The following is a 23105-nucleotide window of genomic DNA, read 5'->3' on the forward strand; positions in this document are numbered from 1 at the left end:
ACCGAACTGTACAGTATTATTAATTGACAGTTCTTTCCCGGTCAAGCAATACTGAACACATCTGTACGAAAAAGACACTTGTAAAGAAATCACGGAGACCAGCAATGAGAGTCAAGACCCCTGCCCGGCGCGAGGCCATCCTGGCCGTGGCGGCCGACGTCTTCAAGGAGATGGGTTTCGAGGGTGCGTCCATGGCCGAGATCTCGGCCCGCATCGGTGGCTCAAAGGCCACGCTGTATGGCTACTTCAAGTCGAAGGAGGAGCTGTTCGTGGCGGTGACCCACGGCGAGGCCAAGAAGCAGATGGAGCCTGCCCTGGCCGCACTGGACCAGGAGGTGGACGATCTGGCGAAGACCTTGCAGGTCTTTGGCGAGAAGGCGGTGAGTTTCCTGTGCCAGGAGAGCACCTTGCAGACGCACCGCATGATCGTGGCCGAAGCCGGCCGCAGTGACATCGGCCGACGCTTCCACGAAGAGGGACCGAAGATGGGGATGGAGCGCATCGCCGCCTTCCTGAAGAAGCAGATGGCAGCCGGTCGCCTGCGACCGGCCGACCCCATGCTGGCGACCCAGCAGCTGTGCGCCCTGCTCGATTGCGAGACGGTCAAGCCGATGATGCTGGGACTCGAAACCAGCATCTCGCGGCCGCGCATGAAGCGCATGGTAGGCCGCGCGGTAGAGACCTTCCTCGCGGCCTACGCCATGCCTTCCGACTGAGAACGACGGTCCTCAGAAGGTATGCCGGATCCCGAATTGCACGCCGGTCTCGCTGGCACCTGCATCCGGGCTCAAGGCCTGGCTGGCCGTGAAGCTGGCACCGGTCATGCGATAGGCGGCGGTATTCTGGTTGATCAGGCGTGAGGCCACCGCATACAGCCGCGTCCGTTTGGAGAGGTCGTAGTTCACGATCAGGCTGAACTGGCGCGCGTTGTTGTTGTAGCGCGAACTGTCCTTGACGTAGCCGCCGCCTGCACCGACGGTGGTCTGCGCATTGATGCGGTAGTCGGCCGAGAGGCTGTAGGTATTGTGATAGTCGCCCGCCGTATTGCCGACCACGGCTCCGGCCGGATCGTACTTGCCGGCCGGGTTGGTGAAGACATTGCCGGTGGTGGCCGAGATCACTTCATTGGTGCGGAAGAAGGCCAGGTAGACCTTGCCGCTGCCGTACTCAACATTGCCGCCCAGCATGAACTGTTTCACGCTGTTGGTGTTGGTGGCGTTGTTGGCGTTGAGATAGGCGCTGGCCACGTAGAGCGGCCCTTGCTGGGTCTGCATGCCGATCTGGTAGACCGCATTGCCGGCGGTGCTGCCGGCGCGCTCGCCGACCGAGTAATGCAGCTCCAGCGTGGTATTGGCAAACTTGGGCGAGATGTAGCTGATGTCGTTGTCCACCCGCGCCAGCCAGTTGGCGAAGTTGTTGTAGGCCGAGCCATAAGTGGCCGCACCGAACGCATCCATGTTGCCCGAGTAGAGGAACATGACACTGTTCTGCCGCCCCACGCGCACCTCGCCGAAGCCGCCACCGAGGCCGACCCAGGACTGGCGGTCAAAGTAGCGGTAGCTGTTCTGCAGGCCGCCGGTACTGGGATCGAAACCGGTTTCCAGATTGAAGCTGGCGCGATAGCCGCCGCCCAGATCCTCGACGCCCTTGAAGCCGAGACGGCTGGTCATCTGTCCATTGTTGCCCATGGCCCAGAGCGAGGTGTCCTTGCCGCCGACGGTGCTCTTCTGGTAGGCCGTATAAACATCCACTACGCCATAGATGGTGACGGAACTCTGCGCGAAGGCAGCGGGGGCAGCAGCCAGCAGCAGGGCTGCCGGGATGAGACGGATGGGATGTTGCAACTGCATAAGGAATCTCCTCCTGTGGGTAAATCGGTCTGGTTGATCCAGTGTTCTTGTCAATGTCGATGGCGTGCATCAAGGGCGCGCTGCCGGATAGCTCGCATGTCAGTTCAGATCGGTGTGCGCCTCTTCTGCGTGGGCGCTCTGTTCTTCCCCTCGCTGCTCCTTGCCAGGTTCAGCCTGCGGGTCACACAAGATCAGTCGATGTATTTCAGGCCGGCAGCTTCCAGCGGCAAGCGCATCTTGTACATGTCCAACCCCAGTACGCCGGCGGCCAGTTGGGCACGCTTCTCGCCTTCCAGGGCTTCGCGCTGCTGCGCTACCCCGGCCACGCGCGTGGCGTCGGCAGCGGGCACGACCACCACCCCATCGTCATCGGCCACGATCACGTCGCCCGGATTGACCAGCGCCCCGGCGCAGATCACCGGTACGTTGACCGATCCCAACGTGGCCTTGATGGTGCCCTTGGCACTGATGGCACGGCTCCACACCGGAAAGCCCATTTCCTTCAATACCTTCACGTCGCGCACACCGGCATCGATGATGAGTGCCCGCGCACCGCGCGCCATGAAGCTGGTGGCCAGCAGGTCGCCGAAATAGCCATCGGTGCACTCGGCCGTGATGGCCGCCACCACGATATCGCCAGGGCGGATCTGCTCGGCCACCACGTGCATCATCCAGTTGTCGCCGGGGTGCAGCAGCACCGTCACGGCCGTGCCCGCGATGGTGGTGCCGGGATAGATGGGACGCAGGTAGGGCTTCAACAGGCCGGTACGACCCTGGGCCTCATGCACGGTGGCCACGCCGAACTGGCCAAGCTGCTGCACGGCGCCCGCCTCGGCCCGTTCGATATGGCGCTTGACCACGCCAAGCTGGTTGATCAGGGGGGTGCTCATTGGCTCAGTCCTTTCGCATTGAGGGCGGCATCCAGGCGCGGATAGACGCGACGGGCATTGCCTTCGTAGATCTGGTGGCGCTCTTCGGGGCTCAGTGCGGCGGCCTCGATGTAGCGTTTGGTGTCGTCGTAGTAGTGGCCGGTCTGCGGATCGATGCCACGCACCGCGCCGATCATCTCGGAGGCGAACAGCACGTTCTGCACCGGGATCACGCGCGTGAGCAGGTCGATGCCCGGCTGGTGATACACGCAGGTATCGAAGAAGATGTTGTTGAGCAGATGCTCTTCGAGCAGCGGCTTTTTCATCTCCTGTGCCAGGCCACGGAAGCGCCCCCAGTGATACGGCACAGCACCGCCACCGTGCGGGATCAGGAACTTCAGCGTCGGAAAATCCTTGAACAGGTCCGAGCTCAGGCACTGCATGAAGGCAGTGGTGTCGGCATTGAGGTAATGCGCACCGGTGGTGTGGAAGCAGGCATTGCAGCTGGTGCTCACGTGGATCATGGCGGGCACCTCCAGCTCCACCATCTTCTCGTAGAGCGGATACCAGGAGCGGTCCGACAGCGGCGGCGCAGTCCAGTGCCCGCCCGAGGGATCGGGATTGAGATTGATGCCGACGAAACCATATTCCCGCACGCACTTTTCCATCTCCGCAATCGAGGTGCGGATATCGGCCCCCGGCGACTGCGGCAGCATGGCCGCGCCGATGAAGTGATCGGGGAACAGTTGCGCCACCCGATGGCACAGTTCATTGCAGATGGCCGCCCAGGTCTGGCTGGTGTTGAGATCGCCAATGTGATGCGCCATGAAGGAGGCGCGCGGCGAAAAGATGGTCAGATCCGCCCCGCGTTCGCGCATCAGACGCAGCTGGTTGTTTTGGATGGACTCGCGCAGTTCGTCATCGCTGATCTTGAGCTCGGCCACCTTGGGACCGAGTTCGGGCGTATTCAGGTTGGCGATCTGCCGGTTGCGCCAGTCTTCCAGCGCTTTGGGGGCCGTGGTGTAGTGGCCATGGCAGTCGATGATGAGAGAGTCTCGCATGGAGTTCAGGAATGTTCTGTCAGGAGTTCGGCGGGAATCAGCACTTCCCCGCGCAGGATGGGACGCGCCGTGCGCAGCAGCGCGGCACGCAGGATCTGTTGCTGGTCGTGCGGATCGAGCTCCAGCTCGACGCTGAATTCGCCGCTGGGATGCTCCACCGAGACGGTGCGTTGCAAGCCGCTGCCGGTGGCGACCAGGCCTTGCGCAACCGACGCTTCCAGCACGCAGGCCGTGGCGACGGTAACGGCCGCCAGTACGCCGATGGCTTCATGGCAGACGTGCGGAATGAAGCAGCGGGTCGAGACCGTGCCGCCTGCCGTCGGCGGCGACAGCAGGCACATCTTGGGATAGTTCCGGTCGGTCACGTCGCCCAGGCCCATGAGCGGACCGCAGGCCAGGCGCAGCGCTTCGAGCCTTTGCTTGAGGACCTCGTCAGCGTTGAGGACGGCCACACCTTCATCACCGGCCAGGCCGAAATCAGCCGCGCGCACCAGTACCATGGGCATGCCGTTATCGATGAGCGTGGTAACGATTTCGCGCTGCTCGCCGCCGGGCACTGCATAGCGCACGCGATCCAGTACGCGGCCGGTGGGCAGCATCGTCGGGCACACCGAACCGGCGGTATCAAGGAAATTGATGCGCACCGGCGCTGCCGTTCCCGGCACGCCATCGATGCGGGTATCGCCCCGGTAACGCAGGCGGCCACCCGGTGTCTGGACGGTGACGTCGCACTGCATGCCGGTGTTGAGGGTGAGGATGCGGGCAGTAGTGGTCTCGGGACCGGCGGCAATGAGTCCGCGTTCGATGGCAAAGGGCAGCACCGCAGCCAGCATGTTGCCGCAATTGGGCGTGGTATCGACCCGGTCCGACTCGGGCTGCAACTGTGCAAACAAGAAATCCAGATCCACGCCGGTGACGCGACTGCGACTGACGATACCGGCCTTGCTGGTCAGCGGATGCGCGCCGCCCAGACCGTCGATCTGGCGCCGGTCGGGCGAGCCCAGTGCGGCCAGCAGCACGCGATCCCGCGCAGCGCTGTCCTGCGGCAGATCATCGGCCACGAAGAAGGGGCCGCGCGACGTGCCGCCCCGCATCAGGGTGCAGGGGATGGCCAGGAGGTCGGATGCCTCAGGCTCGCCAGGGCAGTGAAGGTCGAGGTCGGACAAGGTTCTTTACCGTTGATGACAATGGCGCCGAGTATGCGTGAGCGCCCTCCCGGCTTGGTTGCGTTGTGGCCCTTCCTCTGTTCTAATTTTCTAATCGCGCTCAGAATTCAACCGACCTGGAACGACCCGTCATGACCCTGCTCAACCTGCGTCACCTGCACGTCTTCAATGTCGTCGCCACCACCGGCGGCGTACGCCGTTCCTCCGACACGCTGCTGCGCGCCTCCTCTGCGGTAGCACGCTCGGTGGCAGCACTGGAGCACAGCCTGGCCACACAACTGTTCGAGCGCAAGGGGCGTGGCATGCTGCCCACCGCTGCCGGCGAGGCTGTACGGCTGAGGGTGGAGCGCATCGAAGCCGAATTGCGCGAGGTGCGCGATGATGCACTGCGCCTGCGCGACCGCAACGGCAAGCCGGTGGGCAGCCTCGATGCCTTGTTCAACGAGCGGCGCCTGCAGGCAGCCGCACTGCTGGCCGAGACGCATCACATGCCCAGCGTGGCGCGCCTGATGGAAGTCTCCCCCTCGGCGGTCAGTCAGGCGCTGTCGATGCTGGAGGGTATCCTGGGACAGGCGCTGTTCTTCCGCACCGCGCACGGCATGCTGCCCACCGATGCCGGGCGTCGCTGGACCGAGCGCTTTGGTCGCGCCCTGGCCGAACTGCGCCATATCCCGGAAGATATCGCCGCACTCGATGGCGTGGTGCAAGGGACAGTGACCGTCGGTGCCCTGCCGCTGGCGCGCTCGCAGCTGCTGCCCAAGGCTATGACGCGCGTGCTGGCCAGGCATCCGCGCCTGCAGATCCGTTCGCTGGAAAGCCCCTATGAAGAGCTGGCGGCCGGTCTCATGAGCGGGCGTATCGATTTCATCGTCGGCGCCCTGCGCGCCTTTTCCAGTGACACCTTCGACATGCGCCCGCTGGTGGCTGACAGTGCCGCGCTGATTGCACGCGCGGGTCATCCGCTGGCCAGCCGCAAGAAACTGTCCCTGCGCGATCTCGACGGCTATCCCTGGGTGCTCTCGCGGGCCGGGACGCCGCTGCGCGATTCCATCGAGCAATTCTTCCGCGACAGTCACTGGCCAGCACCCCGCCCGGCGGTGGAGACCGGCGACCTGGCGCTGCTGCGCGGACTGCTGGTGGGCAGCGAGATGCTCACCGTGATCTCGGCCCATCAGCTGCAACACGAAATCGCTACCGGCCAGCTCACCACCCTGCCCTTCGCCATGCGTGGCATGGAACGCCGCATCGGACTCATGCAGCGCAAGGGAGCGCATCTGTCTCCGGGCGCAAGCGCCCTGCAGGAAGCCATCGAAGCGGTCGCCACCGGCATGGACTGAAGCGCGCCGGAAGGCGGCATGGCGCTCACCGGAGGGCGCTGCGAGCGCGCCTTGCGGATCTGCTTGAAATCCACCGTGATTAGCAAATGGCAACACTCAGGTAGCCGAAAGCAATACTCGCCATTGATCCCCGTCTTACACTTTGCAGCAAGTCAAGGAGCCCTGATCGCACCTTGACCGGCAATCCCCAAGCCGCGTGCATACAAGCCGGCAGATCCCGACAAATCGACACCATCACGGAGACTTAATGAATACAGCACAATCGCTGGACGTGCGTTCGCACATCAACGGACGCAAGATGTCCGGCTATCAATGGCTGCTGCTGATCCTGTGCTTCCTCATCGTGGCCACCGACGGTATGGACGTGGCCATCATGGGCTTCCTGGCACCGGCCATCACCAAGGAGTGGGGCATCTCGCGCGCCGCCTTCGGCGTGGTCATGAGTGCCGCGCCGATCGGCCTGGCCATTGGCGCATTGCTGGTCGGTCCGCTGTCGGACCGTTATGGCCGCAAGAAGCTGCTGATGACGGCGGTGGCCTGGTTCGGCGTGTGCAGCCTGGCTTGTGCCTTCGCGCACGACGTGGTCACGCTCTCCGCCCTGCGCTTGCTGACCGGCCTGGGCCTCGGTGCAGCCATGCCCAATGCCACCACCCTGCTCTCGGAATACGTCCCCGAGCGCTCGCGCAGCACCCTGCTGGCCATCATGTTCACCGGCTTCAATCTGGGTTCCGGCCTGGTCGGCTTCCTGGCCGCCGCCCTGCTGCCCGAGCACGGCTGGCGCAGCGTGCTGATGGTAGGCGGTGCCATTCCGCTGTGCTGCCTGCCCTTCTACCTGTGGCTGGTCCCCGAGTCGGCCCGTTTCATGGTGGTACGCCACTATCCTGCCCAGCGCATTGCCCGCACCCTGGCGCGCGTGTGCGGTGGCAGCTTCGCCGCCGACCAGACCTTCAGCGTCAGTGAACCGCCGGTCAAGGGTGGCCAGCCGGCCAAGGTACTGCTCTCGGACAGTTATCGCAAGACCACGCTGTCGCTGTGGGGCACTTACTTCATGGGCCTCTTGGTGATTTACCTGCTCTCCGGCTGGCTGCCCACGCTGATCAAGGATGCCGGCCTGCCCATCGAAAAGGCCGCCAGCATTACCGCCCTGTTCCAGCTGGGCGGCACCGTCGGCGCGCTGGTGGTAGGCTTCCTGATGGACCGCTGGTCGCCCAGTCGTGCCATCGCCGCGGCCTACATCGCGGGTGCCGTCTTCATCCTGCTGCTGGCTTGCGGCAGTGTGCAGTCGGGCATGTTTGCGGCCTACGTGCTGCTGGCCGGCTTCTGCATGAGCGGCGCGCAGACCGGACTGAACGCCTTTGCCCCCTCCTGCTATCCGACCGTGGTGCGTGCCACCGGCGTATCGTGGATGCTGGGGGTGGGCCGCTTCGGCAGCATCCTGGGTTCCTTCGCCGGTGGCGTGCTGCTGTCGATGGGCTGGGGCTTTGGTGCCGTCATCGCCATTCTCGCGGTCCCCGCTACGCTGGCGGCGCTGATCATCGTCTTCATCCAGATGGGGCAGCGTCCGGCGGCTGCGGTTTGATCAAGTCGCCGCATCAATCACATCGGATTCATCTGTTACAGGAATAAATCGTCATGGCCAACATCGTCGGCGCCATCGCCACCTCCCACACACCGACCATCGGCTTCGCGCTGGATGCCAACAAGCAGCACGATGCGGTCTGGGCGCCCATCTTCAAGGCTTACGAGCCGGTGCAGCAATGGCTGAAAGAGAAGCAACCGGACGTGCTGCTGGTGGTCTACAACGACCACGTGAGCTCCTTCTTCTTCGACCATTACTCCGCCTTTGCCCTGGGGGTGGGCAGCGAGTACCAGGTCGCCGACGAAGGCGGGGGTGCCCGCAAGCTGCCCGCCGTTGGTGGCCATGCCGCGCTGGCGCGCCATATCGGCAGCTCGCTCATGGCCGATGAATTCGACATGGCCTTCTTCCAGAACAAGCCGCTGGACCATGGGTGCTTCTCGCCCTTGTCGATGCTGTGGCCGCACCAGGAGGGCTGGCCCGGCCAGATCATCCCGCTGCAGGTCGGCGTGCTGCAGTTCCCGATCCCGACCGCACGCCGCTGCTACAAGCTGGGCCAGGGTCTGCGCCGCGCCATCGAAAGCTATCCGGAAGACCTCGATGTGGTCATCGTCGCCACCGGCGGGCTGTCGCATCAGGTGCATGGCGAGCGCGCCGGCTTCAACAATACCCCGTGGGACCACCAGTTCCTGGACCTGCTGCAGCACGACCCGGAAGCCCTGACCCGCCTGACCCATGCCGAGCTGGCGACCCTGGGCGGACTGGAAAGTGCCGAGGTCATCATGTGGCTCATCATGCGCGGCGCCATGCCGGCGGGTGTGAACTGCCTGCATCGCGAGTATTACCTGCCCTCCATGACGGGTATTGCGGTGGCCGTCTATGAACCGGCGGTCATGGTCGATACGGCCTTGCAGGCCGCCGAAACGCAGCGCCATCGGGAGCACGTGGCACACCAGCTGAAAGGGATAGAGCAGCTTGCCGGCACCTACCCCTTCACGCTGGAAACGGCCAACACCCGCTACCGCATCAACCGCTACCTGTACCAGCTGATCCAGCCGGCGTTCCGTGAGCGCTTCCTGGCTGATCCGCAGGCGACCTATGAGCAAGCCGGCCTGACACAGGAAGAAAGCGACATGATCAGCCGTCGCGACTGGCAGGCGATGATCCGCTATGGCGTGATCTTCTTCCTGCTGGAAAAGCTGGGCGCGGTGGTCGGCGTATCGAACCTGCATATCTACGCGGCCATGCGCGGGCAGTCGCTGGAAGAATTCCAGAAGACGCGCAATGCACCAGGGGCGCTGTACTCGGTGGCGGGAGCGGCGTCGGACAAGGCGGCCGACTGGAACAAGACCGGGACAAAGTAAGCGTCTTTTGCTTGCTGACGTACCAGGCATCGCGCCCTCCCTCGGAGCGGCGCGATTTTTTATGGGCGTTACTAGAACCCATTTCATAAATAGGCGTGAGTGCGAGCGAGTCCCGTTTGGGATGAAGTGCAAGGCGCGAGTGGGTCAAGACTGGGCGTCTTGACCCAAATTCGTAACGCAGCAATTCGCCCAAACGGGCCGCTCCCTCCGGGTTCTGTCCAGAAAGGGCGCTGGCCGCGTTGCGCTCCTTGCGTGTGGCACCGCCACACGACGCGTCGCGCGCCTTGCCAGCGCCCTTTCTGGACAGAACGCATCTCACGCCTATTTATGAAATGGGTTCTATTTTCCCCTGATGGAGCATCACGATGCGGTCGCATGATGCGATGGTTTCGGGGCGATGTGCAATCACGATTCTGGTCAGTTGAATATTTGCCAGTTCTTCATTGATCTTGCGCTCGTTTTCCAGATCCAGCTGGCTGCTGGCTTCGTCAAGCAACAGGATGCGCGGTTGTTTGTAGAGCGCTCTGGCGAGCAATATACGTTGCTTTTGTCCTCCGGAAACGATGTTGTCCAACTCCCCGACCATGGTCTGATAGCCCATAGGCATGGCGGCGATGTCTCGATCAATGGCAGCAAGGTTTGCGCAGTATTTGACGCGCTCCTCGTCGCTGGGAGATGCAAAGAAAGAGATGTTCTCAAGCAGAGAGCCTGTGAGCAGAATATCGTCCTGCATGACGGTCCCGATCATTTCTCGATAGCGTTGCAGACCAATATGGTGGATAGGAACGCCATCAAGCAGGATCTCTCCCTCCGTTGGACGCAACAGCCCCAGCAGGATCTTGCACAGTGTCGTCTTGCCTGAGCCACTTGGCCCCGTGATGGCCAGCGACTGTCCGGCAGTGATGGTCAGGTCGATGCCATCGATGAGCCATGGGGCATCCTCGCCGTAGCGAAATCGCAGATTACGGACGGTGAGCGTTCCTTTCAGCTCGTGGGTACTGGCTTGCTGGTCAGGTCGTGGTTCTGCGGGCTCCATTACGATATCGGCCAGACGCTGTGTGTGGACATCGAGCATGTTGATATTGATCGCGAGGTCTGTCAGCGTAAGGATTCGTTGAGAAAACGTGGTTGCGTAGCTAATGAAGGCCATTAGCATTCCCACAGTCAGGATGTTTTCCATGACCATTTCTGCACCGAGATAAAACAGGACGAGACCCTGGGTCGAAAAGATGGCCGTGCTGGTGAGTCTGAATAGAATCGTCAATTTCTGTGTTGCAGTTTCGCGATTCAAAACATCCTGCTTCAGATTTTGCCAGCGGGCACAGCGATGTGCTTCTTGTCCGAATAACTTGACCGGCAAGTGCGCCCTCACAGTCTCCAGGAAAAATGAGTTTTCTTTCGCGCTCAGGACAAGGCGTTCTCGTGATGCTTCGCGCAAAGGCTGATAGAGGAAGACGCGCAAGAGCGTATAGCCAAACATGGCGATGACCACAACCAAGGTCAGCTTGGGGCTATAGAGAAGCATCATTCCCAAGGCAATCACCGCCATTGCCCCGTCGAGAAGGTTCTCCGCAAACAATCCGCTCAAGCTGCCTTGGATGGTGGAGATGCTGCCAAATCGGGAGGCAATGTCACCCAGCGTGCGCTTCTGAAAATAGAGAAACGGCAGTCGGCAAAGGTGGGCGAAGACGCGCGTACCCCATTGCAGGGAGATGTCGACCTGCCAGCGCATGAGTAACCAGCTTCTGGCCAAGCTGATCGCTGTCTGTACGATGATGGCTAATCCAAAACCCAGCGTCAGTACCGTTAATAGTTCTCTATCCCCGCTGGAGATCACTTCGTCAATGATGAATTGATTGAACAATGGAGTGCAGATGGCCAGCATTTCGAGAGCGAGTGCGAGCGTGATCAATTGCAAGAGAGCGCGGCGAAGGCCAATGATGGGGCCGCTGAGCTGCCTTGGTGAAATCTTTTTGCGTTCATCCAGAGGGGTGAATTCTGAGGTGGGCAGAAGTTCGAGCGCAACGCCAGTGAAGCATGCTGACATGCTCTTCAGATCAAGTGTGCGTTCTCCCACGGCAGGATCGAGAATGGTCACGGATACTCGCCCTCTGGCATTTTTTCTTGCCTTTGTCATGACGACGAAATGATTCAATTGCCAATGCAGAATGCACGGCGTTCTGAGATGACAGATCGCGTCGAGATCAATGCGCAGAGCGCGAGAGGACAGATGCAGCCGGGCTGCGTAGCCTATCAGCTGCCTTAATGTTGAGCCATTTGCGCTTGTGGCGAAGCGTCGGCGTAGTTCAGATAAATCGATCTGGTGGCCGTGGTAGCTCGCGATCATCGCCAGGCACGCCAAGCCGCATTCGCTTCTTTCATCTTGAGCGACGACTCGGGTGTGGTTCATTGGACTGCCAGTTGAGTTGGACGGATAGCGTTGATAGCCATGTTGATCAGATGAGGTTCGTTGCCCGAGGGGGCGGGTTCATGATCGATGGCTGGCAGTTTGCTGGCTACGAGAGGGGGGAAGGGCTTCAGGATGAGGTAACTGCTTCGGGAAGATTGAACTCCGGCTTGACGTGGTTGTATTCCCGCAGAGTTCTCTTGAACCCATGCAAGTTGTCCTGATCCAGCAGCAGATGCTTGAGGCAGTCTGCCATCTCCTCAAGATGTTGCCTTTCATTCTTGTGATCTGATAGTGACTGGCGAGCGCTGAGATGTTCAGTCAGCATGGACTGGCATATCCAGGTGGCGTAATGCGCCAGCCTTGCAGGATGCACGCCGGCAGCAATATGAAAGGTTTCTTCGTTGCCAGGAATGGCGGTGTGCCACCAGCCCCGGGGGACGTAGAGGATGTCGCCCGCATTGAGATAGGTATCCAGGATTGGTTCGCTCGGGCAATCCTGCTTGCGTGCCTGGCTGGTTTGATTCGGCATCGGGAGCAGGTAGGTCGGTGCATACACTTTCCAACGCTTGCGGCCGATCAGTTGGACCGCGAACACGTCATGCGTATCCCAGTGATTGCCGAACGATTCCTTCTCACCGAAAGCAGCATAGCCGTTGGCAACCACCGGTTGATCGGTAAAACCGGAAAGGAAATCGCAATACTGTTTGATCTTTGGCGAGAATATCTCCATTCGGTCGATGATCAGTGTCGAACCGGCACTCAGGTGCTTGTACAGCGCCTGTTGTATGAACCGGTGAGAATGGAGGCCAACGTGGAGATGCGGCTCCGTATATTCCGTTTGAGGGATTACCTTGGTTCCGTCGTGTAGCCGGGTGTAGGAGCACATCGGTTGCATCGCGTGGAGTACCTCATTGATGTGCTGCCAGTTGAGTTCCGGTTCAAAGGCCTGGCGTTCCAGATAGATGTCTTGTTCGTAGAACTGGCTGAGAAATTCGTCTTTGCCGATCGAAAAATTGAACATGAGCGTCTCTTTCAGTTGGGCCTTTCGCCCCCGGATGGGATGCGAAAGGCAATGCTGTAAAGGTGTTTAGTCGCCGTCCTGCGATTGCGTAGGTGGCGGAGGTGGTGGCTCTGAGATGTAGTCTTGCAGCTTGCTGCCAAGATACCCTCCGACTGCGCTGCCCACCGCCGAGCCAGTTCGATAGCCAACTGCAAATCCAATCAGCGCTCCGCCAACTGTGCCGATTCCGGGAATCACCGATCCCAAAGCGGCGCCGGTTGCTGCGCCGGCGAATCTTCCGCCAATCGTTCCTATAGCACCGCCAGCCAGCCCACCAATCAATGCACCACCATCACCGCCGCCGCTTACAATTTCGATTTCGAGTGGAGTTAAATTTCGCATCATTTCCTTTCTGTGAGAGATTTACATGTCTGATTTATTGGTGGCGCGCTTCTCAACCCACCCATGAACTAGGCTCAACCCTATTCGTATTGGAAGCAGATATTCCAAGTGCAATTCCTTTCCCTTAATTCGAAAGACCGTACAGACCAAGGCGATGCTGATCGGGAAAATCACGTCCCAGAACGCGCTACGAGATTCGAAATGTCGCCTGTACGGTTTAGGCATGAGTTGGGCTAATGCCAAGCAAAGGATGATCGCCAGTAATGAATATCTTAGATATAGCCAAAAAATGGGGGTTGCGAAGATTGCGAAGATGGTTAAGGTCGAGATGAGGCCTGTCCATTGCCATAGTAGATAACGCGTGTGCATTCTTTTCCTCGTTAAGTTGCCGGAGAAATTGTTCAGGATCAGTCTTTACTCTCCGGTGCGACTGTTAGCAGAGGTACCGTGACTCACCGCAAGATGGCGTGGTGATTAAGTCTTGGACCTGTACTTGATGTCGTTACTTTGTTGTGATCTTTTTCTTGCGTGGAGCCGCAGTGCTGCGGTCGGATAGGGGAGTATCGAGAAACCGATAGCCATCCATGCCTTCAGAGCATGTTGGCTAAAAAAATAAGTTGATACGAAGATGTGAGTCGAAAAAACGAACGAGGCAAAAACGATTGCCACCTTCCCAGCGACTTGCCAAGGAATGAGAAATGCTCGGCACATGAAATTGGCAAGCAGGTATGCGGTCAGGACGTTAAAAAAGATGAGATTTGTGCTTGTATAGAACGCGATGAGCGATTGATTCATTAGATTTCCTTGTTCTCTTCGATTAGATGGAGATACGACTAGGCCAAGTAGCTATCTTTTTTGAGAGGAGGCTAGTAAAGGATCGACAATCCACTGCCAGATCGCGCGGCGATCCAAGTTGACACTTGCTGTCAAAGTCATGCCCGGCTTGAGTCGGTGAGCCTTCCCGTAGATATCAATGCTCTGTTGGCTCAACTTCACGTTCACGCGATAGAGTCCTTCATTGGCGGTAGACGCGCCCGTTGAATCAACTGAACTAAGGCTGATGCGAGTTCCCATGAGAGCGGAGCGCATCTCGCCTGGCGCAAACGGCGTAAGACTCATCCCTGTCACGATCCCTCTCTGCAGACCGAATCGTTGGTAGGGGTAGGCGTCGTATCGAAGCAAGACCTCTTGCCCTGGTGCGATAAATCCAGCAGTCCGACTGGCCGTATAAAGGTGCGCCTCAAGAACGGGTTCGGCACCGGATTGCTGATCTGAATGCGTCGGTAGAAGATGAGCCAGCATTTGCCCGGCCTGTATGCTCTGACCCGTTTGATAAGCGATCGCCGTCACTTTTCCAGCATGCGGGGCCGTCAGAGTATTGTTGTGACGGCTCCTGTTCTCCAGGATCTCTTGCTGCAACGCTGCCATTGATGCCGTGATGCGATTCAGATCAGTTTCCAACGATGTTTGGGCCTGCTCCGTTTCGGCGTTCATGGCAATACGGTTTTTTTCAAGTTGCACTCTGTTTCGTTGCAGTGCCTTGAGCCTGGATGTCGCATCGAGCAACTCTTCCAGCGTTTGCTGTGCCTGTACGGTAGATACGTCGCCACTTCGCAGCAGTGAGGCAAACCGGTTTTTTGTCTGCTCGGCCAACGCTTTCTTTTTCTGCGCGAGTTCAATCTCCTGAGCTAGTGCGATGAATTCATCCTGCAGATTTTGCTCACGTCGCCTGATGTCATTGATCTTCTCCTGATATTGCTGATGCCTTAGCCGCTTGTCCGCATCGAGTAGCAGGCGCCGCGCATCCAGTTCCCGCGCGAGCAGGTCGCCAATATGGCCGTCTTGGGCGTGCCGTTCGTTGACGATTTCAAATAGCGCCTGGCCAGTTCTGACCATTTCTCCTTCTTTAACAAGCACCGCCTTCAAGACGCCCGCCGCTGGAGAGGCAATCATTGCCGTTCCGTCGGTGGGCACCACAACCCCCGCCAATCTTGCTTTCCTTGTCACCGAGCCGTGGATGGCGAAAAGCACCACAAACAGCGTCAGAAAGGAGGCCATTGCGGTGACAACCCAGCCGGGAATAGGCTGCGCGAGCCTGAGTGATCCTGTTTCGAGATCGGCTGCGGCGCGTATTGATTCTGCCCGATATAAGGGAAGATTCGATGATGTGTCAGGAAATGTAATGTTCAGCTCTCAGTGCGTTACGCTGGGCTGACTGGCCGTGGTGGCGGGCTGGCGGCGTTTGAAATGAGCCGCTAGATTGCACGATTTCGAATCGAAAAAGTTCGAAAGTGAAACTGGTCTTAAAAGACGTGCGCGATTCTCGAACTTGATCGAGATGAAAATCGGCCGCATGAAGCGGCCGATCTTGAAGTGTGGGAATTCAACTCAGGAAATCAGTAACGATACCCCAACGTCAGCAAAATGGTCCGGTCATCCCCCAGAGCCACCGCCTTGGCCAGACCGCCCGCATAGTAATGCGTGTTGAAGATGTTCTTCACGTTCAGTGCAGCGCGCCAGCGCTCGGCGTTGTAGGCCACACCGGTATCGACCAGCACGTAGCCGGGCAGGGTATAGCCATTGGTGCGCATCATGCTCTGCCCATGCACGCCACCATTCCACTCCCAACCGGCCAGTTGGCCCTTGAAGCGATAGCGCGCGCTGGTGGTGAAGTTGTGGCGCGGCACGTTGTCCAGCCACTGGCCCACGGTAGTGGTGCGCTGGCCGCCGTCGTCGGTCACGATGGCCGCCGTGTAGGAGTAGCCCGCGTTGAGACTGAGGCCATTGCGCAAGTCGGAGGTCACGCTGATCTCGCCACCTTGCGAACGTTGCTCACCCACTGCAACGCTGAAGCCGGTGTTGTTGGGATCGCTCACCAGCACGTTGCGGCGGCGCAGGTCGAACACGGCCACGTTGAGGCTGGTACGGCCTTCGTCGAGGTCGAATTTCACGCCGGCTTCCCATTGCTTGCCGGTCTCTGGTTTGAAGGTGCCGCCACTCACATCGGTGCCGCTGTTCGGATAGAACGAGGTCGCATAACTGATGTATGGACGTACCCCGCGAAGCAATTCATACATCAATGCTGCCGAGCCCGTCGTGGCGCTGGCCGGATTGTCGGTATGTACGCCGGTACGCAGATTGGTCGAGTAGGTCGAGGCATTGTCGTAGCGCAAGCCCGTCAGCAATTGCCAGCGTTCGCCGAAGCTGATCTTGTCGCGCGCATACAAGCCGGTATCGCGAATGCTGGTCGAAGTATAGGTCGCGGGCGTGGTGGGGCAATTCAAACGTGCGCCATACACGGGGTTGTAGACGTTGAGCGCGGCTACCGTACAGGTATAGGAGCGCGTATCTTCGCGCGAGTTGAGATAGTCGGTGCCCAGCGTGATCTCGTGCTTGCCGAAGGCCGTCCTGAAGCTGCGCTGGACATTGGTGTCGATGCTGAAGGTCTGTCCGTCATAGGTCTGATCCGTACCAGTGCGGGTGAGGCTGCTGCCGGTGCGGGAGAGGGCATTGTTGGCCACCAGTTGTCCACTCATCCCGAACTGCTGGTAACGCACATTGTTGTTGAGCGTCCAGCCATCATCGAAGCGGTGCGTCAGCGCATAGCCGATGCGGGTCTCGTTGGCGGCATACGGGCGCGCGCCCGGTTCGCCGATGAAGAGGCTGCGCGGTAGCGCACCGTTGACGTTGCTGTTGATCGAGCCCGATAGCGGCAGACCCTGCTGGCGCACGTAGTTGCGTTCCTGGTAGCTGGTCAGAATGGTGAAGTCGGTGCGCGCACCGAGGTCCAGCGACAGCGAGGGCGCGATGTAGCGGTTCTTGAACCAGACATTGTCGGTGGCGTCGTCCGAATTGGAAATGAGGCCATTGATGCGGAAGGCCTGCTTGCCGTTTTCGGACAGGGATTTGTTCATGTCCACGGTAGTCTGGTAGAAGTCGTGGCTGCCCACGGTCACGTCGACGTTGGCAAAGTCGGTTCCCTGCGGGCGCTTGCTCACCATGTTGACCAGGCCACCCGGCAGGACCAGTCCATACAAGAGCGAGCCTGGTCCCTTGAGTACTTCCACCTGCTGCAGGCCGAACAACTGCTCGGCCACGCGCGAGCTGGCCGTCGTGCGCAGGCCATCCAGATACAGCGAATCCGAGGCGACCTGGCCGCGGATGATCAGGTCATCCCAGCCGCGCCGTCCGTATTGCTGCGCGACCACCCCAGGCACGTTCTCCAGCGCATCGGCCAGAGAAACGGCTTGCTGGCTGTCCAGCATGGAGCGCGTCACCACCGAGACCGATTGCGGCGTCTGCGACAGCGGGGTATCGGATTTGTTGACCTGGCTTTGGGTGGCCTTGAACTTGGTGTCGTTGACGCCATCGGCAACCACATCGACGGTGGGCAACTGGGTCGTGGCCGTGCTGTTGTCCGTGCTGCTGGCAGTCTGCGCCAGGACGGTGGAAGCGGGCAATACGGAGAAGGCGAGCAGAACGGCGAGAGCGCCGGGAGTGAGCGAGGGCATGAATCAGATAATAATGAGAATAATTACTATTCATGATATCGCATTCTTGTGCCTGGCAACAAATTTTTACTGATCGTTTGCATCTTGTCGCCTGGCGCTGGTGCATTGAGTTTGGCGCGTTGCATCAATCAGGAGCCGGGTTTCATACCTTGGACGGCGGGAATGACGCAATCGCCCGAAAGCACCCGTCTCACCAGCTGATCCTTTCATATTGCCGAGCGAGAACATGAGCGCACCATTCATGGCATCTGTTCAAATTTTTCATCTGAAATAAGTTTGACCCGCCAGAATCCCGCTGCTATCTTGGAACCGGTTCCAAAAGATTCATATAAATGATCAGCCCGGAACCTTCAGGCAAATCACTCGACGCAGTTCAACGATTTGGCGGGCAATAGTGAGACAACACACCAAGACCGGCACCGACCGGGTCACCATTGCGCAGGTTGCGCGGGAGGCCGGGGTGTCCAAGACCAGCGTATCGCGGTACCTGGGCGGCGAGTTCGACGCGCTCTCGGCACCGCTGCGCGATCAGATCGGCAAGACCATTGCGCGCCTGGGCTATCAGCCCAGCCAGATGGCGCGCGGTCTCAAGGGTGGCCGTACGCGGCTCATCGGCATGCTGGTGGCTGACATTCTCAATCCCTATTCGGTGGCCGTGCTGCATGGTGCGGAAGCGGCCTGCCAGAAGCATGGCTATACGCTCATGCTGTGCAACACCGGCAATGACGAGGCGCGCGAGAAGCAGTCGCTGGCGGCTCTGCATTCCTACAGCGTCGAAGGGCTTCTGTTCAATACCCAGGGCCGCAACGTGACGCCACTGCGCGAGCTGGGACAGGCGGCCTTTCCGGTGGTTCTGCTGGATCGCCATGTGGAGGGCTGCGATTTCGACCTGGTGGGACTCGACAACGTCAAGGCCGCGCAACTGGCCACACGGCATCTGCTGGCGCAAGGCTATACCGATATCGCGCTGGTGGTGCAGCCGCTGCTGGGCGTGAGTTCGCGACAAGGGCGACAGGCCGGTTTCTTGCAGGCGATGGCGCAGCGTCCCGATTGCTACGGCCAGACGCTGGAAGTGGACGTGGATCAGCCCGGCCATGTGGCCACGATGCTGCGCGAATTCTTCTTGCGCCGGGCGGCAGCCGGCGGCGGGCGGCTGGCCCTGCTGGCCGGCAACGGCATGGTGTCGCTGCAGATCGCGCTGGCCTTGCAGAGCATGACGCTGCGCTTTCCGGATGACGTGGGCTTGCTGTGCTTCGATGAGCTGGCCTGGTCGCCTCTGGTGGGCAGTGGCATCAGCACCATCGAGCAACCGACCTACGACATCGGTTTTACCGCCATCGAACGCCTGCTGGTGCGCATCCACGGCGAACGTTCGGTGCGCATGGAAATGCTGCTGGATCCCCGTCTCATCTGTCGCGGCTCCACCGCCAGCGTGGAGGGGCATCCGCAACGCGCGTTGGCACGCAGTATCGCCGCCAGGATCAGTCCGGCGCCGGTCGCCGCCATGCGCTGTACCTGAGCCGGTCGCTGGAACCGGTACCAAAGGGCAGGGCAACGAAGGCCGGAGTTCGCCTTACTGGTAAGACCTTGCAACAGGACGGAAGAGCAGCAAGGCCAGAGCAGCTCGCAATCGCATCACGCAATCGCATTCCGGCCCTCGGGCCGTATCACAGACCTGCACGCGGGAAGCAAAGCAGGCAGCAACAAAGAGGGGCACCAGAATCCACGCAGCCACCTGCGATAGCGGGCGGCGGGATTGGGCGCCTGTCGCACTCAACGGACTGCCGTCCACACGGCATTGATTGATCAGGAGACCAGGATGAGCATCAAGAAAATTTTCAACGCAAAATTCGTCGCACTGACGCTGGCTGCCGCCTGCGCAGTGGCGGCCACCGCCAGTGCCAGCGCGCAGAGCATCGCCGAGCTGACCAAGAAGGGCAAGATCACCATCGGTGTGGTCAGCGGCACGCCACCCTTTGGTTCGGTTGACGCCAAGGGTACGCCCATCGGCTATGACGTCGATGTGGCCAATCTGATCGGCAAGTATCTCGGCCTGCCGGTGGAGATCGTGCCGCTGGTGCCGCCGGCGCGCATCCCGGCGCTGGAGTCGGGCAAGGTCGACATGCTGGCCGCCACGCTGGCGCCCACACCCGAGCGTGCCAAGTCGGTGCTGTTCACGATTCCCTACAGCGGCTTCGAGCTCTCCATCGTCGGCCCGGTCGGCACCAGCTACAAGAAGCTGGATGACCTGGTGAAGAAGAAAGTGGGCGTCTCGCGCGGTTCCACCAACGACACCGCGCTGACCCGCCTGGCGCCTCCGGGCACGGTGCTGGTGCGCTTCGAGGATGACTCCACGGTGACTCAGGCGCTGCTGTCGAACCAGGTCGATGCCATCTCGATTCCCAACACCATGGCCAATGAGATCGTCAAGAGCCGCGGCCAGGGCAAGATCGAAGTCAAGTTCCCGTACTCGGTGCAACCCAATTCGATGACCGTGCGCAAGGGTTCCTACGAGCTGCAGCAGTGGCTCAACAACTTCATCTACTACGTCAAGCTCAACGGCGAACTGGATGCGATCTCGCGCAAGTGGGCCGGTCCGCTGCCCAACCTGCCGGTGTTCTGATTCCGACATACGGAACCTGTCTTGCAGAAGCGACTGCGCAGGCATGACCTGCGCAGCCTGAAAAGAACAGATCACGCGCCGCTCAGGGGATGAACGGGCGGCGCGGATTTGTCGGAGGAGCACACGATGCAATACGATTTTCAGTTTGCGTTCATCTTCCAGCATCTGGATCAGTTGCTGGTCGGCGCACTGCTCACCATACGGCTGAGCGCGCTGTCGATGATCTGCGGTTTGGCCGTCGGCATTTTCGGCGCCATCATTTCCATCCACGGCAGCAGGCCGGCGCGCCTGGTGGTCACCTCCTATGTCGAGCTGATCCGCAGTACGCCTTTCCTGGTGCAGTTGTTCATCATCTTTTTCGGCCTGCCGTCGATCGGCGTGCAGGTCAATGCCAACATTGCCGCGCTGGTGGCGATGACGGTCAATCTCGGCGCCTATTCCACCGAGATCGTGCGGGCCGGCATGATGGCCATCCACCCCTCGCAGATCGAAGCGGCGCAGGCACTGGCCTTGACGCGCTGGCAGGTGATCCGGCATGTGGTCCTCACGCCTGCGCTGGAAAAAGTCTATCCGGCCCTGGCCAGCCAGTTCACGCTGATGATGCTGGCTTCCAGCATCGTCTCGGCGATCTCGGCTGAAGAGCTCACTGCCACGGCCAACCTGCTTGATGCCGAGACCTTCCGCAGCTTCGAGATCTACCTGGTGGTGATGGTGCTCTACATCCTGCTGGCCCTGCTGTTCCGCCTGGCCTTCTGGCTGATCGGTCTGGTGGTCTTCAAACGCCGTCGCCGCCTGGGCGTGGCCCGTCCGAGGAGAATGTGATGCTTGCTGATTTTTCTTGGGACAATTTCCTGTTCCTGCTGGAAGCGGCGCGCTGGACGCTGCTCTTGTCGGCCCTGGCTTTCGTCGGCGGCGGCATCGCCGGCTTCCTGGTGGCCCTGATGCGGACCTCGCATCTTGCCCCGCTGCGGCTGCTCTCGGCAGTGTATATACAGATCATCCAGGGTACGCCGGTGCTGATCCTGCTGTTCCTGTCCTTCTACGGACTGGCGATCTTCGGCTACAAGCTCCCGCCCATGGTGGCCGCCACCATCGCCATGACGATCTATTCCAGCGCCTATCTCGGCGAAATCTGGCGCGGTTGTATCGAAGCCGTGCCGGTGCCGCAGTGGGAAGCCTCGACCGCCCTGGCCATGACGCGCTGGCAGCAGTTGCGCTACGTCATCCTGCCGCAGGCGGTGCGGATTTCGCTGCCGCCGACCGTGGGCTTCCTGGTGCAGATCGTCAAGAACACTTCGATTGCCTCCATCATCGGCCTGGTGGAACTGGCGCAGGCCGGCAAGCTGGTCAGCAATGCGACCTTCCAGCCCTTCCTGGTCTTCCCCATCGTGGCCGGTATTTACTTCGTTTTCTGCTATCCGCTGTCGCGCTTCGCCTTTATCCTGGAAAGGAAATACCATGCCCATCGTTGAGATTGACAACATCACCAAGCGCTTCGGCAGCAACCAGGTCTTGAACGGCATTTCACTGTCGGTCGAGCGCGGCCAGGTGGTGGCCGTCATCGGGCGCTCCGGGTCCGGCAAGAGCACCATGCTCCGCTGCATCAACGGCCTGGAAACCATCGATGGCGGCAGCATCACCGTGGCCGGTCACAAGCTGACCCACAAGCACGAACACCTGATCGAATTGCGCAAGGATGTGGGCATGGTGTTCCAGCATTACAATCTCTTTCCGCACCTGACCGTGGAGGAGAACATCATGCTGTCACCCCGCATCGTCAAGAAGACCGCCACCGAGACCGCCCGCGAGACCGCCATGAAGGTCTTGAAGCAGGTCGGCCTGGACCACAAGCGCGACGCCTATCCCGAGCAGCTCTCCGGTGGCCAGCAGCAACGCGTGGCGATTGCCCGCTCGCTGGCCATGGAGCCGCAGGTGATGCTGTTCGATGAAGTGACCTCGGCGCTGGACCCGGAGCTGACCGCCGAAGTTCTGAAGGTCATGGAAGAGCTGGCGCGCGGCGGCATGACCATGCTGCTGGTGACGCACGAGATGGAGTTTGCGCGTCGGGTGGCGGATCTGACAGTTTTCATGCACCAGGGCAAGGTGTGGGAAGCACGTCCTTCGGAGGAGTTTTTCGCCGATCCGCAGACACCGGAAGCCAAGCAGTTCATCGGCGCAGGGTCGATCAAATGAGCCCGGTCCTGGTCGCCGCCTCGGCCTATGGGGCCGATCTGGTGCGGCGGGTTGGTCATGCTGACCTCATCCCCATGGTGGCGGCGGCCGGGGCCGCAGGCCTTGAAATTCGGCGCGAGCTGTTCGATGGGCCGCAGGACCTGCTTGCCTTGCGCGCACTGCTGGAGCAGCACAAGCTGTTTTCGGTGTATTCCGCACCGTTTGAGTTGTTTGGAACCGAGGGACGTTTCGACCGTGAGCAGATCAGTCTGGCGATGAGCGAGGCCGAAGAGATCGGGGCGCGTTTCCTGAAGGTATCACTCGGACATTTTTCGGCGGGCAGCGATCTGCAATCGCTGCTGCGTTTTCTCTCGCAGGCCCCCATCGAAGTCTTGCTGGAAAACGACCAGACTCCGCAAGGGGGGAGGCTGGAGCCCATCGTCAGTTTTCTGGCGCTCTGTACCGGCAATGGCTATGCCTTCGGCATGACCTTTGACATGGGCAACTGGCACTGGCAGGGCGTCGACCCCGAGACTGCCGCGCGCTCTCTGGGGCCGCACGTGCGCTACGTACATTGCAAGGGCGTGCAGGAGGACCAGGGCAAGCTCAAGGCGGTGCCCTTGCAGGCACAGGACCATCACTGGCCGGCCATGCTGGGGCATTTCCCTGCGGGCATCTTGCGCGCCATCGAATTCCCGCTGGTGGGCACCGATCTGGAAGAAACGACGCGCCGCCACGTGGCGATGCTGGCAGCGGTCTGAGGA

At 60.4% G+C, this 23105-nt stretch carries 18 protein-coding genes; 10 read left to right on the forward strand and 8 right to left on the reverse strand.

Annotated elements, in window-relative coordinates; all coding sequences use genetic code 11:
- Positions 1-104 precede the first annotated feature (104 nt).
- Complete coding sequence (locus HWE01_RS03120) at positions 105-716, forward strand: TetR/AcrR family transcriptional regulator (RefSeq protein WP_175344466.1); 612 nt, start codon at positions 105-107, stop codon at positions 714-716.
- Between the two features lie 12 nt (positions 717-728).
- Here the strand turns inward: HWE01_RS03120 and HWE01_RS03125 are convergent, their stop codons facing one another.
- The 4 genes from HWE01_RS03125 to HWE01_RS03140 all read right to left on the reverse strand — a co-directional run bounded on the left by HWE01_RS03125 (position 729) and on the right by HWE01_RS03140 (position 4946).
- Positions 729-1850 carry a porin gene (locus HWE01_RS03125; protein ID WP_241821070.1) on the reverse strand — a complete coding sequence of 374 codons (1122 nt, stop codon included), beginning with the start codon at positions 1848-1850 and terminating at the stop codon, positions 729-731.
- 191 nt (positions 1851-2041) lie between these two features.
- The gene (gene ligK, locus HWE01_RS03130; protein WP_299539401.1) at positions 2042-2725 is read right to left on the reverse strand and encodes a 4-carboxy-4-hydroxy-2-oxoadipate aldolase/oxaloacetate decarboxylase; all 684 of its coding nucleotides are present in this window, start codon (positions 2723-2725) and stop codon (positions 2042-2044) included.
- An 11-nt stretch (positions 2726-2736) separates the two neighbouring features.
- On the reverse strand, positions 2737-3780 hold the full coding sequence (locus HWE01_RS03135; RefSeq protein ID WP_241821072.1) for an amidohydrolase family protein: 1044 nt from the start codon (positions 3778-3780) through the stop codon (positions 2737-2739).
- A 5-nt stretch (positions 3781-3785) separates the two neighbouring features.
- Positions 3786-4946 (reverse strand): 4-oxalomesaconate tautomerase, encoded by a 1161-nt coding sequence (locus tag HWE01_RS03140; protein WP_283817507.1) that lies wholly within the window; start codon positions 4944-4946, stop codon positions 3786-3788.
- A 131-nt stretch (positions 4947-5077) separates the two neighbouring features.
- On the opposite strand from HWE01_RS03140, the gene HWE01_RS03145 reads away from it, so the two are divergent.
- The 3 genes from HWE01_RS03145 (at position 5078) to HWE01_RS03155 (ending at position 9223) form a co-directional block, all read left to right on the forward strand.
- Positions 5078-6283 (forward strand): LysR family transcriptional regulator, encoded by a 1206-nt coding sequence (locus HWE01_RS03145; protein ID WP_241821073.1) that lies wholly within the window; start codon positions 5078-5080, stop codon positions 6281-6283.
- A gap of 247 nt (positions 6284-6530) precedes the next feature.
- On the forward strand, positions 6531-7862 hold the full coding sequence (locus HWE01_RS03150; protein WP_241821074.1) for an MFS transporter: 1332 nt from the start codon (positions 6531-6533) through the stop codon (positions 7860-7862).
- A gap of 53 nt (positions 7863-7915) precedes the next feature.
- Positions 7916-9223: a gallate dioxygenase gene (locus tag HWE01_RS03155; RefSeq protein WP_175344461.1), complete on the forward strand. Its 1308-nt coding sequence runs from the start codon at positions 7916-7918 to the stop codon at positions 9221-9223.
- Between the two features lie 325 nt (positions 9224-9548).
- Here the strand turns inward: HWE01_RS03155 and HWE01_RS03160 are convergent, their stop codons facing one another.
- From HWE01_RS03160 to HWE01_RS03175, 4 genes are all read right to left on the reverse strand, one after another.
- Positions 9549-11633: a peptidase domain-containing ABC transporter gene (locus tag HWE01_RS03160; protein ID WP_241821075.1), complete on the reverse strand. Its 2085-nt coding sequence runs from the start codon at positions 11631-11633 to the stop codon at positions 9549-9551.
- 127 nt (positions 11634-11760) lie between these two features.
- Positions 11761-12654, reverse strand: coding sequence for a JmjC domain-containing protein (locus HWE01_RS03165; protein ID WP_241821076.1), 894 nt, complete (start codon positions 12652-12654; stop codon positions 11761-11763).
- A gap of 1227 nt (positions 12655-13881) precedes the next feature.
- Positions 13882-15093: an HlyD family secretion protein gene (locus tag HWE01_RS03170; RefSeq protein ID WP_241821077.1), complete on the reverse strand. Its 1212-nt coding sequence runs from the start codon at positions 15091-15093 to the stop codon at positions 13882-13884.
- Between the two features lie 338 nt (positions 15094-15431).
- Positions 15432-17546: a TonB-dependent siderophore receptor gene (locus HWE01_RS03175; protein WP_241821078.1), complete on the reverse strand. Its 2115-nt coding sequence runs from the start codon at positions 17544-17546 to the stop codon at positions 15432-15434.
- 394 nt (positions 17547-17940) lie between these two features.
- Between HWE01_RS03175 and HWE01_RS03180 the strand changes: the two genes are divergently transcribed.
- The 6 genes from HWE01_RS03180 to HWE01_RS03205 all read left to right on the forward strand — a co-directional run bounded on the left by HWE01_RS03180 (position 17941) and on the right by HWE01_RS03205 (position 23102).
- The gene (locus HWE01_RS03180) at positions 17941-19065 is read left to right on the forward strand and encodes a LacI family DNA-binding transcriptional regulator (protein ID WP_241821079.1); all 1125 of its coding nucleotides are present in this window, start codon (positions 17941-17943) and stop codon (positions 19063-19065) included.
- Between the two features lie 300 nt (positions 19066-19365).
- A complete protein-coding gene (locus tag HWE01_RS03185; protein ID WP_008327168.1) occupies positions 19366-20169 on the forward strand; it encodes a transporter substrate-binding domain-containing protein in 804 nt (267 codons plus the stop codon).
- A gap of 126 nt (positions 20170-20295) precedes the next feature.
- Positions 20296-20991: an amino acid ABC transporter permease gene (locus HWE01_RS03190; protein ID WP_008327177.1), complete on the forward strand. Its 696-nt coding sequence runs from the start codon at positions 20296-20298 to the stop codon at positions 20989-20991.
- Positions 20991-21641: an amino acid ABC transporter permease gene (locus HWE01_RS03195; RefSeq protein ID WP_008327181.1), complete on the forward strand. Its 651-nt coding sequence runs from the start codon at positions 20991-20993 to the stop codon at positions 21639-21641. The genes HWE01_RS03190 and HWE01_RS03195 overlap by 1 nt, the downstream gene beginning before the upstream one ends.
- Positions 21628-22362: an amino acid ABC transporter ATP-binding protein gene (locus HWE01_RS03200; protein WP_008327183.1), complete on the forward strand. Its 735-nt coding sequence runs from the start codon at positions 21628-21630 to the stop codon at positions 22360-22362. The genes HWE01_RS03195 and HWE01_RS03200 overlap by 14 nt, the downstream gene beginning before the upstream one ends.
- Positions 22359-23102: a sugar phosphate isomerase/epimerase family protein gene (locus tag HWE01_RS03205; RefSeq protein WP_241821080.1), complete on the forward strand. Its 744-nt coding sequence runs from the start codon at positions 22359-22361 to the stop codon at positions 23100-23102. Before HWE01_RS03200 ends, HWE01_RS03205 begins: the two co-directional genes overlap by 4 nt.
- The last annotated feature ends 3 nt before the right edge of the window (positions 23103-23105 follow it).

This window comes from Herbaspirillum sp. C7C8 (assembly GCF_022627875.1).
GTDB lineage: Bacteria > Pseudomonadota > Gammaproteobacteria > Burkholderiales > Burkholderiaceae_D > Herbaspirillum.

Coding starts and splice junctions, on each gene's coding strand:
- HWE01_RS03205 (WP_241821080.1), top strand. CDS start 22,359: ATGAGCCCGGTCCTGGTCGCCGCCTCGGCCTATGGGGCCGATCTGGTG.
- HWE01_RS03195 (WP_008327181.1), top strand. CDS start 20,991: ATGCTTGCTGATTTTTCTTGGGACAATTTCCTGTTCCTGCTGGAAGCG.
- HWE01_RS03125 (WP_241821070.1), bottom strand. CDS start 1,850: ATGCAGTTGCAACATCCCATCCGTCTCATCCCGGCAGCCCTGCTGCTG.
- HWE01_RS03135 (WP_241821072.1), bottom strand. CDS start 3,780: ATGCGAGACTCTCTCATCATCGACTGCCATGGCCACTACACCACGGCC.
- HWE01_RS03160 (WP_241821075.1), bottom strand. CDS start 11,633: ATGAACCACACCCGAGTCGTCGCTCAAGATGAAAGAAGCGAATGCGGC.
- HWE01_RS03200 (WP_008327183.1), top strand. CDS start 21,628: ATGCCCATCGTTGAGATTGACAACATCACCAAGCGCTTCGGCAGCAAC.
- HWE01_RS03120 (WP_175344466.1), top strand. CDS start 105: ATGAGAGTCAAGACCCCTGCCCGGCGCGAGGCCATCCTGGCCGTGGCG.
- HWE01_RS03145 (WP_241821073.1), top strand. CDS start 5,078: ATGACCCTGCTCAACCTGCGTCACCTGCACGTCTTCAATGTCGTCGCC.
- HWE01_RS03150 (WP_241821074.1), top strand. CDS start 6,531: ATGAATACAGCACAATCGCTGGACGTGCGTTCGCACATCAACGGACGC.
- HWE01_RS03170 (WP_241821077.1), bottom strand. CDS start 15,093: ATGGCCTCCTTTCTGACGCTGTTTGTGGTGCTTTTCGCCATCCACGGC.
- HWE01_RS03165 (WP_241821076.1), bottom strand. CDS start 12,654: ATGTTCAATTTTTCGATCGGCAAAGACGAATTTCTCAGCCAGTTCTAC.
- HWE01_RS03190 (WP_008327177.1), top strand. CDS start 20,296: ATGCAATACGATTTTCAGTTTGCGTTCATCTTCCAGCATCTGGATCAG.
- HWE01_RS03155 (WP_175344461.1), top strand. CDS start 7,916: ATGGCCAACATCGTCGGCGCCATCGCCACCTCCCACACACCGACCATC.
- HWE01_RS03175 (WP_241821078.1), bottom strand. CDS start 17,546: ATGCCCTCGCTCACTCCCGGCGCTCTCGCCGTTCTGCTCGCCTTCTCC.
- HWE01_RS03185 (WP_008327168.1), top strand. CDS start 19,366: ATGAGCATCAAGAAAATTTTCAACGCAAAATTCGTCGCACTGACGCTG.